This is a genomic window from Syntrophomonas erecta subsp. sporosyntropha, assembly GCF_055395365.1.
The window spans coordinates 391855-404670 of sequence record NZ_AP042459.1 but is presented as its reverse complement, the minus strand read 5'-3'; the positions used below and the strand labels follow the sequence as shown (position 1 = coordinate 404670).

Genomic DNA, 12816 nt, shown 5'->3' with positions numbered 1-12816 from the left:
GTACTAAGGATATTTAAAGGGTCAATTACTGGGATGCATTTGTAATTGATAGAATAGTATATCTTTCGGTAATATTGTGGGTTATAGGTGTAATAACTGCTAAGTCGGGAGAATATAGTTGCATTTTGGCAGGACTTGCACTTCCTGGTCAATAATCTATACAATAGTGGTTAAGGTGATAGTCTAAAGGGGGATAAGCATGGAAACAACCGATATTACCATAAAAAAAGATGGTAAATGGTATTTTAAAAATGCCGAGATGTTTAGACGCAATATAGTCAATGTTTTAGCTACCCATTTGGAACGTAAAGAGGATGGAATTTATATTATTCGATTGGGTCAGGATACCAGCGAAATCCATGTGGAAGATGTACCTTTTCTGGCTCAGGGTATAGTAGAAAACGAAGACGGCTCTCTAGTTCTGGTTTTCCATGATTTGCAGGAACTTCCCTTAGAAAATGAAGTGCGTCTTTACTTAAAAGGTGATGTACCTTATATAACTTTTCGCTGGGAGGCGGATACTCGCTTAAGTCGTGGTGTCTATTGGAAGCTGAGTGATCTGTTTGAATTCCGGGGGGACGAAATATATATTATTCCGCCCCAGGTAAAAGTCCGTAATTAATCTAATATATAGATAAAAGGAGTTGCTAGTATGGGGCCTAAAATAATAACCGATACATCCTGTGACCTACCCGATAAGGTACTGGATCAGTATGGTATTGAGATGATCCCCCTGCGAGTAACTTTTGAAAATGGGGAAACTTATCGCGATCGATTTGATCTACCACCAGAGGTTTTTGTAAAGAAAATGGCGGCTTTTAAAACCCTGCCCAAAACAGCGGCTCCAGATCCAGTATCCTTTGCTAAATGCTTTGAGCGTGGTCTACGAGAAAAAGGAGAGGTTATATTTATTAGTCTTTCTTCGGGTCTAAGCAGTACTTATAATACAGCTCTGCTGGCAGCAAATATGTTGGATACCGGTAAAGTAAAAGTTTTTGATACCTTAAATGCCTCATTGGGAACGGGAATTATGGCGGTCCGGGCTGCACAAATGGCAGCGCAGGGGATGCCTATTGATTCTATCACCCCTTGTTTAGAAACAATACGGCATAAATCTTTAAATATATTTACATTAGATACTTTGGAAAATGTAGTAAAAGGTGGTAGGTTAAACCCGATTGAGGGTTTAGCTGGCAATCTTCTTAATATTAAACCTATTTTACGTGGTGATGAGAGCGGAAAACCGGAAGTTATTGAGAAGGTACGGGGCCGAAAGAGAGCTATAACCCATATGGTGGATATTATTAGTGAAAAGTTTACTAAACCGCTAGCCGACCAAATAGTGGGCATAAGCCACGTAAATTGTGGGGCTGATGCCCATCTACTAGCCGAAAAAATTGAATCGTGCTATCATCCGGATACTATTTGGGTTTCCGAAATGAGTGCTACTATAGGCACTTATGCTGGTGAAGGGGCTCTTATGATCAATGTGTAGCTTACAGGTGGCCGAGGTGAGGTGGCCGGAAATAGTTTTCCCCGATCCGTAACGCTTCCTGTAAGGATTCCAGCATAGAGGCTTTATCCTGGGGGATCACCCCGTTTACGTCCCAGTAATTCGATACATGATCACTTAATACTACACTACCTAGGCACTCCAGGTTTTCAATGAAGGTGTATACTTCTTGCAAAGCCTGATGGGGGCTTAACAGTCTGAATTTACCTTGGGTGTAATCTTCATATAGTGGTGTTCCAGGCATAGGAACAAAGGTTCTCATACGGATAAAATCCGGGCTAAAGGCACTGAGGGTTCGAGCACTATTAATAGCATGTTCCCGACTTCTTGCAGTACCAGCAATACCTACCAGGTAATACTCACTAGTTTCAATACCTGCTTCTTTTAATTTGCTACCTGCTTCGATTATTTCCTGGGAAGTAGTTCCTTTCTTAATGTGAAGTAAAGTTTCGTCATCGCCGCTTTCCATACCAGTATGAACCCTGGTTAACCCTGCTTCTTTAAGAGTGATTAGATCCGGGAGGGTTTTTTTGTTTACAAAGCGGGCCGAGCCGTAAACAGTGATGCGTTTTAGGTGGGGGAATAAACGGTAGGCATAAGAAAATATTTCTACCAGTTGAGGAGTTTTCATTATAATGGTGTTACCATCTGGGAAAAAAATAGAGGTAATAAAATCTCCGTAATAGTTTTTGGCCATCAGTAAATCTTCTTTAATTTCCGTGATACTGCGCAAGCGAAAGGTAGTACCTTTGTACATGCTGCAAAAAGTACATTTATTGTGTGGACAGCCGATGGTAGCTTGTATCAAAAGACTATTTGCTTCACTAGGTGGACGGTAAACAGTTCCCTCGTAACGCACCAAATTACCCCCTTTTTTTTATAGCCTATCAAATAATAAAAGGAAAGGGAAGAAGTTGAAAAATACCAGCAGTAGAAAAAGCCGTTCTTTTATCCAGCAATAAATTAAATTAAAATAAGTACAAAAAATGGTTATTTCTACCGCTGCTAGGGGTGGGGATTTATGTCGGTGAAGGTTCTTATTGTTGATGATGATGAGCGAGAACGGATAGTCCTTCGCTATGTAATTGAGCAGATAAACGATTTAACGATCGTGGGAGAAGCTGTTCATGGTTTGGAAGCATTGATGCTTTGCCAGGAAAAAAAAGTTGATCTGGTGTTTTTGGATATTACTATGCCGGAGATGGGGGGGATGGAAACAGCCCGTAAACTGCAGGATTTAAAAGACGAACCTCTTTTTGCGTTTGTTACCGTTAAGCAGGATATGGCAGTAGAAGCATTCGAGTTAGGAGCACTAGATTATATTCTTAAACCCATAGACCAACAGCGTATAGAAAAGACCATCCAACGAGCCAAAAGACAGATAGCCCATAGAGATATTATTGATGAAATCGTACGCAACCGCCTAAAAGAGCGAATAGATTTCGTGCTGGAAAAATACAAGGATCATGATCCTTATACTAATAAATTACCGATAAGGGAAAAGGGCAAAATAACCTTGCTTAATCATGAAGATATTATTTATTGTGAGAGTCAGGGTAAAAAGGTTTTGATTTGCACTGTGGATAATGAAGATTATCTCAGTAACTATACTCTTAACGAATTAGAGTCACGTCTAAACGATTACTGTTTTTTTAGGGCTCATCAGGCTTTCATTGTTAACTTGAATTATGTCAAAGAGATTATTAACTTTGGTGAAGGGTCATATGTATTACATCTAAATCGGGGTAACAAGAATATTATGTTAAGCCGAGCCCGGGCAAAAACCTTACGACAGAAATTGGGAATTCAATGATGTTATCATGAAAATTAGACTATGCATACCATAAAAACGATTAAACATACTATAGGTAACAGCTTGTTAAGATGAAAAAATAGTACTTGGCAGGACGATAATACCGGATTAAAGCCCCTTCCCAAAGGGGCTTTAATCCGGTATTATTTGTTTCTTTAATGCCAGGCCATAAATTTGTTATATAAGTAACAAGGGACTACAATCTATCCGGTGATTACAACCAAACATTACAAATATAGAGAAATAAATCACAAAATGGGTTATAGTGAAACTAAGTTACAGAACGTATATTCTAAGTTAGAGAGGAGGAGTGGATTAGTTTAATAGGCTCGTTGGGATATCGGGTGGCATCCAAGGGGCTTTTTAGCGGATAAAAATTAAGTGCAGGTACTGGTGTTACCAGCTAACGGACGGGGGGAATGCTCATGATACCATTCTGTAGGCTCGAAAGGTATGAGGGTAATGAGCCATTGTTTGAATTGGTTATGATGTCCATTGTGTCCAGCTATGTAGGAGAACCACTTCACATCCATGCTGAAGGATTGCGGGGTACTGGAAAGACTACCATTATGCGTGCGGCCCGGGGAATTCTGCCCAGTATAACCCGAATTAAGGGATGTATTTATAACTGTGACCCGGAAAACCCGCATTGCCCGCACCATAAGGGACTTAATAAAGAGGAAATTCAGCGGCTAGGGGTGGAGGAAATTCCCATGCCTTACCTGGAAATTTCCCATTCGGCCAAAGTAGGAACAGTGGCCGGAAGCATTGATTTAGCACGCCTTACTGACCATCTTCATCCCGAAGCCCGGTTGCTGCCGGGTATCATTCCTCAGGCCCACCGTGGGATTATTTTTATTGATGAGATCAATCGTTTAGCAGATACTTCTCCAGAAATTACCGACATATTACTGGATGTTATGGGTAACAAGCCCGGACATCTTCAGATTGAGGAAGCCGGCCTGCCTGTGGTGGAAATTCCTGTCAGCGTATCGGTGTGGGCGGCATCCAATCCAGATGAAGATCCGGGACCACTAGAAGAAATCCGGCGCCAGTTGTCTGACCGTTTTGACATGGTATGTTATATGGGAAGACCAGATTCAGTAGACATTTTGGCTCAGATGCTTAAAGAAAATTCCCACGCTCATAAGATTAAGCGGGGCCGGGAAACAACTATCGATGAAGGTGCTGAAATCGGCAATGATGCTTATCGTCAGAATATAATCAAGTGGGCTAAGAACTATGAAAAGGCTGATTTACCTGATTTTCTGCGTAACTTTATTGCCCGTCTCTATATTAAGCATAACTTAGAAAGTATTCGTGCCATAGAGGCGATGCAGCAGGGAGCAGTTTTACACAGTGTTCTGCGTGGCCATGATAAAGTACTTATTAATGATGTTACCGATATGATTCCTCTGGTGCTAAAACACCGGGTGGATGGTGATACCTTGGTGCGTATGATTAACGATGTGGATGCGAGAGCATCTAAGGATAGCATTTTGAGTTTTAAGAGCCGGAAAAATAAAAGCAAGAAAGGCGATGAACCTGATTATTTTCAAAACAATGCCCGCCCTTTGAAGGATATGGGTCGCAATGAACTAATAAATACAGAGAAAACCTTGACCCCCAGCGATTATTAATTGGAAGGGGGTATTTTTGTGTTAGGGGAAAAAACTAATGTTGATAAAGCAGCATCGGTAGGTAATTATTTAAATCTTTACTTTGGGCAGAACCAGGGTGTTCGCCTAGGGGAAAGTATAGTAGTAAGCCGGAAAGCTCATGCTAGAATGCCGGAAAAAAGAGTAAAGGGTCAGATTAAGATTCTTCTTAATCGGGATGCGGGGAAAACTTTTCTCGATTTTGTTGATAATGATCAGGTAGTGCACATTGATTGCTATCACAAGCCGGGTGGTATAGACCCACGCGCTGTGGCCCGGGCTATTTTCTGGGGTTTGGACCGGTGTTTCTTAGAAAGGGATCCCCAGTTGCAGTATGCAGAAGAGCAACGCTTTAAAATGGTTAGTGAATACCTAAATAAGATCTTCGTAACCACTAACCTGGGCAAAGGTACAGTATATGACCTTTTTCAAGGGGTAGTACATCCTTTTAGTGAAGGTCAAGAGGGCTGGGATCATGTACACATATTAGCTCGTTTAAACCGGGAAGAATATTATCTGGTCTATATAATTGCCGAAGCAGTAGAGGAAGTAGTGCTGGCTTCAGATGTTAAACTGGCTAAAGTAAGGAATATTGTGCATGGCAATCAGAAACAAGTTGAGGAAAGCTTTGCAGGTTATATTAAGTTGCCCTGGAAGAACTTTAAAGGCCAGCATGCGGCTCATCTGCCCGAGAAGGAAAATGTAAACCAGTTGATTTTAAAACTGGCCGAAAAGTTTGGTGGGGTGGATGAAATCGAAGAATTTATGGAGAGTTATTCTACTAATATATTTAAGCGTAAAGGAATCGAACAGCAAAAGAAGAAATGGGGTGATATAGAACACTATATTGAACAGTTAGAAGAATTAGGACTGTTAAAAAAGACCCCGGTGGGAATGATATTAACTAAACGGGGATTTGCCTTAAAGGAGTTTGTCATCAATCATAAGTGCGAATTGGAGACTGAGATTCGCCGTAATCTGCGCAAAATGCCGGCCGGAGGCACTAGACGTTTTCGCAAAATGGGCAAAGTAGACCGTAGGACGAGTTATGTTCAATTTACTAATCGTAATCGTACCATTAATAATTCAGATAAAAACTGGTCCGGTGACCTGGCTGTACCGGAAACGATCGTGCAGGCCAAAATCAACTCCTTTTTAAGAGGTGATGAATATTTTAATATCAAGCGGGAAGATCTTCACTATTATGATAAAAAGAATTATGTTCCGGTAGATGTTTGCCTGTTAATTGATGCTAGCGGGAGTATGGCCGGTGATAAACGGCAGGCTGCCTGTTATTTGGCGGAACATTTATTATTAACGGGTAAAGAAAAGGTAGCTGTGGTAATATTCCAAGAACGTAGCAGCCGGGTGGTAGTACCTTTTACTCGTAACCAGCAAATATTAAAGCAGGGATTAGCCACTATTAGTCCAGCCGGGCTTACCCCTATGGCGGATGGGATTATGACTGCAGTAAAACTAGTAAAGAGTACCAGGACTAGAAATCCTCTTATGGTTATGATAACCGATGGGATACCTAATACTTCTCTATGGACCATGGATGCGAAAGTGGATGCCCTTAAAGCAGCTTCCCACATTGCTGAAAATAAAATCCGATTTATTTGTATTGGGGTCGAATCTAATCGTTTCTACCTTGAAAAATTGGCTGACCAGGCTGATGGTGTTCTGTATATGGTTGATGATTTAAATAAAGATAATCTTATTAATATTGTTCGAGCGGAAAAGAAATCTATGTTGGACGGGGGCAGGAGAATGGCTTAGATTAACCATCAATCCTACCGGGTCTTAGTTATTGACATTATTTTTATAAGTTTTACAATGGAATTTAGGGATTGAACGTGGAAAAGCAAATTCGTAGTTTGCTTTAATAACTCCTCCTTCATATGAGCACAGGGTGTGCTCTTTTTTTTGTTATTGATTTGTAATTTATTAGTCATAATTTATGTGCCTCGGGCGTAATTTTTAAAAGGTAGAATTAGGGGAGGCATGAAATTATGACCAAAAAAGTAGTTATAGCTGTTACAGCAGTTGTTTTGGCAATTTGTCTTATCAGTGGAGGATGTTTTCCGGCTGGAAATCGTGAACCGGCGACTACCTGGAAAGACCTGGTAGATCTTCTCCCTGAAAAGGACAAGGATCAGTCAGGTGGTAATGATTCTATTAAGAATTTACCGGAGAAAGAACCGCCGGAAGTAAAAGAGACTATATCAGTGCAGCTTTATTTTGCCGGGTCAAGTGGACAGAGTTTGCTGGCAGAAGATCGGGTTATATCTAAGCAAGAAGGTATTGCTCGCTCTACTTTGCAAGAACTTTTTAAAGGGCCGTCTATGAAGGAGCATTTGACGGTGGTTCCGGCCGGAACCAAGTTGAAAGACATAAATATTAAATCAGACGGATTGTGCATTGTTGATTTAAGTAAAGAGGCCTGCCGGGTGGAAAATCAACAGCAAGAAGAACTGATGGTGTATGCGATTGCCAATACTTTGGGGCAATTTTCTACTGTAAAAGAAGTAGTCTTCATGATAGATGGTGCTCCAGTAAGCCAGATAGGAGGATATCTGGATCTCTCCCGACCGATTAAACCCGATTATAATATGTAGCGGATAACTATCTTAACGGGGTTTAATTTGCTTAGTTTTGATGCATATTCAGGGCGGCCAGGTGGTTAATTTTAACCTCTGGTCGTTTTTTCTTTTTATACTATATGGGACCATATGGGCTTTTTCCTTGTTATACATAAGAAAAAGAGCGGTTCTGATGAACACTATGGAAGGAATAAGACGGGTTGCGTAGAAGTGAACAGCGGGGTGGAGGTATGAAGGATAATTAAAATGGGTACCCTGATTTCTAACCTTCGATCTCTGACCTAGGCCAGTCTTGTTTTATGGAATATATCTAACAAAAGTGGTACATTAATTAGTGATGTTTTTATGAGTATGAGGTGAATGGTATGAACGACAGACCCATAGGGGTTTTTGATTCTGGGGTCGGGGGGCTGACTGTAGTGAGATCTATGTTGCAATATCTCCCCGACGAAGGTTTTATATATTTTGGGGATACTGCCCATGTACCCTACGGTAATAAAACTGAAGAGCAGTTATTAAGGTATGCCCATAATATTATTTCTTATCTTATTAGCCGGGGGGTAAAGGCTATTCTGGTCGCCTGTGGTACCCATTCTTCTGTGACTATGCCCTTGGTGCAAGATCAATTTCCCCTGCCGCTCTTAGGAGTAGTTAAAGCAGGTGCTCGTACGGCAGCCCGGGTTACTTCAAATGGACGTATCGGAATTACTGCTACCCAGGCTACTATTAACAGCCGGGCTTATACTCGTGAATTGCAGTTTATCAACCATAAGTTTGAGGTTTTTGAAACGGCTTGCCCAAGTTTAGTACCTATGGTAGAAGTGGGCCAGCTTAGTGGAATAGAGGTGCGAAATGCAGTAGCTGCTTATATAGGCCCCCTGCTGGATAAAGGTATAGATACCCTGGTACTAGGGTGTACTCATTATCCTTTTTTAACACCGGTAATTAAGGACTTTGTGGGATCGGCGGTAACAGTGGTAGATCCTTCCTTGGAAACGGTGGAGGAGTTAAAATCTTTACTAGCTACTAGCGGGCTACTACACCAGGCGGAAACTGATAAAGAACCTTTGCGCGAATTTTATGTAAGTGGTGATGATCAGTCCTTTTACAGGGTGGGTAGACTTCTAATGGGAGATGTTATTAAGAAAGTAAACCACATTGATATTGATTAAGAGGAGATAGGGTTATGGGGAAGGTAGGATTTACCACTACAATTCCGGTAGAAATACTTTTTGCTGCGGGTAAAAGGCCGCTGGATTTGAATAATATTTTTATTACTTCGGAAAATGCTAAGCAATGGGTGGATGAAGCTGAAGAGGCTGGTTACCCGCGTAATACCTGCGGCTGGATAAAGGGTCTTTATTCTGTGGCGCTGGACCAGCAGTTAGATGCTCTTATAGCTGTTATGCAGGGGGATTGCAGCAATACCCAGGCCCTGATGGAGACTTTACAAATAAAAGGGGTTAAAACTATACCTTTTGCTTACCCATTTAATCGCCGTAAACAGGTATTAGTAAGCCACATACAGGAGATGATGGATGAATTTGGGGTAGACTTACCCCGGGTATTAGGTGTAAAGCGCGAACTAGATGAGGTGCGCCGTCTTTGCCGGGAAATAGATGAACTTACCTGGAAGGAAAACCTGGTCAGCGGCTTTGAAAACCATTACTATTTAGTATCTTCCAGTGATTTTAATGGTGACTATCAGGGGTTTGCCCGGGAAATGGATGCGTTTATTAAAAAGGTCCGCCAGCGAGAACCTTTTAAAGAAAAAGTACGTTTAGCCTATATCGGGGTTCCGCCTATATTTACTGATCTGTATGAAGTGGTAGGGTCCTTAGGGGCCAGGATAGTATATAACGAAGTTCAACGTCAGTTTTCTATGCCCTTTGATACTGCTGATATCTATGAACAGTATATTAGCTATACTTATCCATACGGAGCTTTCGCCCGCCTTAAGGATATGCAGGAACAAACCTGGCTTCGTCAGGTAGATGGAGTAATTCATTATACACAGACTTTTTGCTACCGCCAGATTGAGGATCTTATTTATCGGGAAGGGCTTAAGATACCTTTTCTTACCCTGGAGGGAGACAAGCCGGGGCGGGTGGATGCTCGCTCACGAATGCGCCTGGAGGCTTTTATAGGTATGATTAAAGCGGCGGGCCGAAGATAACAAAGCTTATAAAACTATTTTTAGCCATTAAGGCTGGCCAGAGATTTACTAATCTTTAAGGAAAAGAGGTTAGTGCCCGGTAGATGATTAAATTGGATAAAGAATAATGAGTCAGGTGATAGGTTAATGATAGGTATAGATTTAGGGTCAAGAAGTGTAAAAATTGTACAAATGCAAGCAGGAAAAATAGTATCTTCCCGAATAGAAGATACTATTACCTTTTATCGCCATTATGGAAGGTCTGGATCTGGGGGACTCTATTTAAATCTAAAGGACCTGGGAATGGAAAATGATCGTATTGTAGCTACTGGTTATGGCAAGGTTACTTTACCGGTGGAAAATGCCCTGCAGATACCGGAAATTCAGGCTCATGTTGCGGGGGCGGCCTTTCAAAGTGGGCAGTCCGATTTTACCCTGCTGGATATTGGGGGGCAGGACACCAAGGTAGTACAGGTGCGTAATGGTTATGGGGTTGATTTTATGACAAATGATCGCTGTGCTGCCAGTTCGGGAAGGTACCTGGAAAACATGGCAGCAGTACTAGGAATCAGCTTGGAAGAAATGGCCTCTTATAGTCAGGACCCGGCTGAATTGAATGCTACCTGTGCAATATTTGGGGAGACGGAAATAATTGCCCGCATCGTAGAAGGATGTTCTACCCCTAGCCTGGCGGCCGGGGTTAATTATGCTTTATACCGAAGGGTATCTAGTATGGTAAAAAAACTGATTAGCCCAATTATTGTTCTGGCCGGAGGGGTGGCTCGAAACCAGGCTTTTAAAGAGATCGTGGCCCGGGAGACGGGGCGAAAGGTGTTAGTAGTTGCCGAACCGCAGTTAAACGGGGCTATTGGGTGTTGTGTATACGGGGAGGGGATATGATGCAGTTGACCGTGGTAGGATGCTGGTCTCCTTTTCCTAAAATGGGGGAGGCTTGTTCCGGGTATTTAATTGAAAGCCAAACGACTCGCCTGCTGCTGGATTGTGGCCATTCTGTTTTTTCCGAACTGCAGCGTTATACTAACATCAATGATTTGGATGCGGTATTTATTAGTCATTTTCATCCTGATCATTCGGTTGATTTATATGCTATTCGTCATGCCATCCGGGGTTTGCGTTTCCTGGGTAAAAGGAAGCAGCCACTAAAAATATTTATACCATCGACTCCCGAGCAGGATTATCAGTACTGGAGGGGGGTTAATGAAGTAGAGGTAATTACTATTGAGCATGGACTACAGACAAAAGTAGGCGATTTAGAATTGCAGTTTTGTCGTGCTAAACATCCCTTAGAGACGTATGGGGTACGTATTGACGAGGCTGGTAAGAGCCTTTTTTATTCGGCTGATACAGCATTAAATGATGAGATGATTCGTATATCGCATGGCTGCCGGTTATTATTAGCGGAGACCACCTTATTGAAAACAGACAGCGAGTATGCTGCTCAGACTGGACATCTTACTACTGCCCAGACTGGGAACTGGGCAGAGATGGCCCAGGTAGGAAGGCTGGTAGCTACCCATATATGGCCTGATTACCGGCTTGAACAGATAGAACAGGAGATACGCACTACTTACCAGGGTAAGCTGGATATAGCCGGCAGCGGGCTTACGATAAGCTTTTAAGCAGGCGCGGGAGGATTTACCATGCGGGAGATTAATATTAAGGTTATCCAACAGGTAGTGGAAGAGGCAGTAATAGAAGCTAATATCCATTTACCCGTAGATATTTTAAATAGGATAAAGGAATGCTTAAAGACCGAATCCTCAGGGCGAGGGCGGCACTTTCTCCAGATAATTTTGGATAATGCCAAAATAGCAGAGGCAGATAATATGGCTTTATGCCAGGATACTGGGCTGGCGGTAGTTATCATGGAGATTGGACAGGAAGTACACCTGGTAGGAGGAAACCTAGAGGATGCTGTTAATCAGGGAATTAGAGATGGTTACCGGCGGGGGTACTTCCGTAATTCGGTGGTTAATGATCCTTTTATCCGGGTAAATACCGGTGATAATACCCCGGCTATTATACATACGGAGATCACCACGGGAGAGCAGGTGAAAATCACAGTATTTCCTAAGGGGGCTGGAAGCGAAAATATGGGACGGTTGACCATGCTAAAACCTGCTCAGGGAGTAAAAGGAGTCCGGGATTTTGTTATAGAAACGGTTGAAACAGCCGGGGGAAATCCTTGTCCGCCCATTATTGTAGGGGTGGGAGTTGGTGGTAATATGGAAAAGGCTTCATTTTTGGCTAAAAAAGCATTATTAAGACCGGTGGGTGAATATCATCAGCGGGAGGATCTGGCAGCATTGGAACGTGAATGGCTGGACTCTATTAATGCTTTGGAAATAGGTCCCCAGGGCCTAGGCGGTAATACAACTGCTTTAGCGGTTCATATTGAAACCTTTCCTACCCATATTGCTAGCCTTCCAGTAGCGGTTAATCTCGGGTGTCACTGTACCCGACGCTGTACTATGGTTATATAATACGGGGGATTTACGATGAAGATTCTAAGAACTCCCCTGGTGGGGTATGATATAGAAGAATTGTCTGCTGGAGACTATGTGCTGGTACAGGGTACTGTTTATGCAGCTCGTGATGCTGCTCATAAGCGTATGGTGGAAGGATTGGATAAAGGCCTGCCCCTGCCGTTTGAAATCGAAGGACAGGTTATTTATTATGTAGGGCCCTGTCCGGCTCCTGCGGCTAAGATTATCGGATCGGCTGGTCCTACGACTAGCGGGAGAATAGATGCTTATGCACCTCGTTTGATCCAACTAGGACTTAAAGCCATGATAGGAAAAGGTGATCGCAGCCTGGAAGTGGTAGAAAATATGCGAAAAAATAAAGCAGTTTACCTGGCTGCGGCTGGTGGTGCCGGAGCCTATTTAGCCCGGCATATAGCAGCGGCAGAAACAGTTGCTTATCCTGAGCTGGGACCAGAGGCTTTATTAAAATTAGAAGTTAGGGATTTTCCCTGTATTGTAGCTATCGACGCCCGGGGTAATAGCCTGTACCATTCAGCCCGGGGCCGGGAGTAATATTAGGAGGTGTTT

At 42.5% G+C, this 12816-nt stretch carries 13 protein-coding genes; 12 read left to right on the top strand and 1 reads right to left on the bottom strand.

The features are described from left to right. Window positions 1-199 precede the first annotated feature (199 nt). Together ACZ5Q0_RS01870 and ACZ5Q0_RS01865 are read left to right on the top strand one after the other, a co-directional pair. Window positions 200-622 carry a DUF1285 domain-containing protein gene (locus ACZ5Q0_RS01870; protein ID WP_446819749.1) on the top strand — a complete coding sequence of 141 codons (423 nt, stop codon included), beginning with the start codon at window positions 200-202 and terminating at the stop codon, window positions 620-622. Between the two features lie 30 nt (window positions 623-652). Then, window positions 653-1495, top strand: coding sequence for a DegV family protein (locus ACZ5Q0_RS01865; protein ID WP_446819750.1), 843 nt, complete (start codon window positions 653-655; stop codon window positions 1493-1495). A gap of 1 nt (window position 1496) precedes the next feature. Here the strand turns inward: ACZ5Q0_RS01865 and ACZ5Q0_RS01860 are convergent, their stop codons facing one another. Continuing rightward, window positions 1497-2372, bottom strand: coding sequence for a radical SAM protein (locus ACZ5Q0_RS01860; RefSeq protein ID WP_446819751.1), 876 nt, complete (start codon window positions 2370-2372; stop codon window positions 1497-1499). A 162-nt stretch (window positions 2373-2534) separates the two neighbouring features. Between ACZ5Q0_RS01860 and ACZ5Q0_RS01855 the strand changes: the two genes are divergently transcribed. From ACZ5Q0_RS01855 to ACZ5Q0_RS01810, 10 genes are all read left to right on the top strand, one after another. After that, entirely contained in the window at window positions 2535-3326 is a 792-nt protein-coding gene (locus tag ACZ5Q0_RS01855; protein WP_447182668.1) for a LytR/AlgR family response regulator transcription factor, read from the top strand. Window positions 3327-3751: 425 nt separating this feature from the next. Then, window positions 3752-4966 (top strand): ATP-binding protein, encoded by a 1215-nt coding sequence (locus ACZ5Q0_RS01850; protein WP_446819754.1) that lies wholly within the window; start codon window positions 3752-3754, stop codon window positions 4964-4966. An 18-nt stretch (window positions 4967-4984) separates the two neighbouring features. Beyond that, window positions 4985-6763: a vWA domain-containing protein gene (locus tag ACZ5Q0_RS01845; protein ID WP_447182667.1), complete on the top strand. Its 1779-nt coding sequence runs from the start codon at window positions 4985-4987 to the stop codon at window positions 6761-6763. Window positions 6764-6996: 233 nt separating this feature from the next. Then, entirely contained in the window at window positions 6997-7602 is a 606-nt protein-coding gene (locus ACZ5Q0_RS01840; RefSeq protein WP_447182666.1) for a GerMN domain-containing protein, read from the top strand. Between the two features lie 350 nt (window positions 7603-7952). Further along, the gene (gene murI / locus ACZ5Q0_RS01835; RefSeq protein ID WP_447182665.1) at window positions 7953-8759 is read left to right on the top strand and encodes a glutamate racemase; all 807 of its coding nucleotides are present in this window, start codon (window positions 7953-7955) and stop codon (window positions 8757-8759) included. A 14-nt stretch (window positions 8760-8773) separates the two neighbouring features. Then, window positions 8774-9763: a 2-hydroxyacyl-CoA dehydratase family protein gene (locus ACZ5Q0_RS01830; RefSeq protein WP_447182664.1), complete on the top strand. Its 990-nt coding sequence runs from the start codon at window positions 8774-8776 to the stop codon at window positions 9761-9763. 126 nt (window positions 9764-9889) lie between these two features. Then, window positions 9890-10642, top strand: a complete 753-nt coding sequence (locus ACZ5Q0_RS01825) for an acyl-CoA dehydratase activase (RefSeq protein ID WP_446819759.1) — start codon at window positions 9890-9892, stop codon at window positions 10640-10642. Beyond that, window positions 10639-11382 carry an MBL fold metallo-hydrolase gene (locus ACZ5Q0_RS01820; RefSeq protein ID WP_447182663.1) on the top strand — a complete coding sequence of 248 codons (744 nt, stop codon included), beginning with the start codon at window positions 10639-10641 and terminating at the stop codon, window positions 11380-11382. Before ACZ5Q0_RS01825 ends, ACZ5Q0_RS01820 begins: the two co-directional genes overlap by 4 nt. A gap of 21 nt (window positions 11383-11403) precedes the next feature. Next, on the top strand, window positions 11404-12246 hold the full coding sequence (locus ACZ5Q0_RS01815) for a fumarate hydratase (protein ID WP_446819762.1): 843 nt from the start codon (window positions 11404-11406) through the stop codon (window positions 12244-12246). A gap of 15 nt (window positions 12247-12261) precedes the next feature. Further along, window positions 12262-12801, top strand: coding sequence for a Fe-S-containing hydro-lyase (locus tag ACZ5Q0_RS01810; protein WP_446819763.1), 540 nt, complete (start codon window positions 12262-12264; stop codon window positions 12799-12801). The last annotated feature ends 15 nt before the right edge of the window (window positions 12802-12816 follow it).